Annotated in this window: 1 pseudogene; it reads right to left on the minus strand. The window is 58.9% G+C overall.

Annotation, left to right across the window (positions count from 1 at the left end):
• A pseudogene (locus DVK06_RS17715) lies at positions 1–154 on the minus strand (serine hydroxymethyltransferase); the annotation flags it as partial.
• Positions 155–453: the final 299 nt, after the last annotated feature.

Genomic DNA, 453 nt, shown 5'->3' on the forward strand with positions numbered 1-453 from the left:
TGTTCGTCAGTTCCGAGCTTTGGGCCTCCATGACCGCCTCGCTGACGTGGTTCTCGCTCGCTATCATGGCGAGCGTATCGTTCTGTCGTTCGCGTTCGCCCGCCAGCGCGTCGGCGACGGCCGGATCGGTCCCTCGAACGGTGTCGTAAGGCATCGTGGGTGCATCTCGACTCTGCGGTATAACGCTTCGCCGTCCCCCGAGACGAGGGCGGTACGCCGAACCAGAACCACAACGTGACAGGACGCGCACGTTCTGTGTTCGGGTCGATGAGCGCGGTGAGTGCCGCTTGGATATCTTCGAAAGATATCCTGAATTGGGTTCGCTCACGGCCGAAATCGACGTATTACGTGTTCAGTTCTCACCGAGACGAGTACCCACCGGCGATAGCTCTATATTGGAACTTCGTCACGTCTCTCACATACCGTGCCACGACCTATCACAGACCACGGAAC

It is taken from the genome of Halorubrum sp. Atlit-28R (assembly GCF_003665955.1).
Lineage (GTDB): Archaea > Halobacteriota > Halobacteria > Halobacteriales > Haloferacaceae > Halorubrum > Halorubrum tropicale.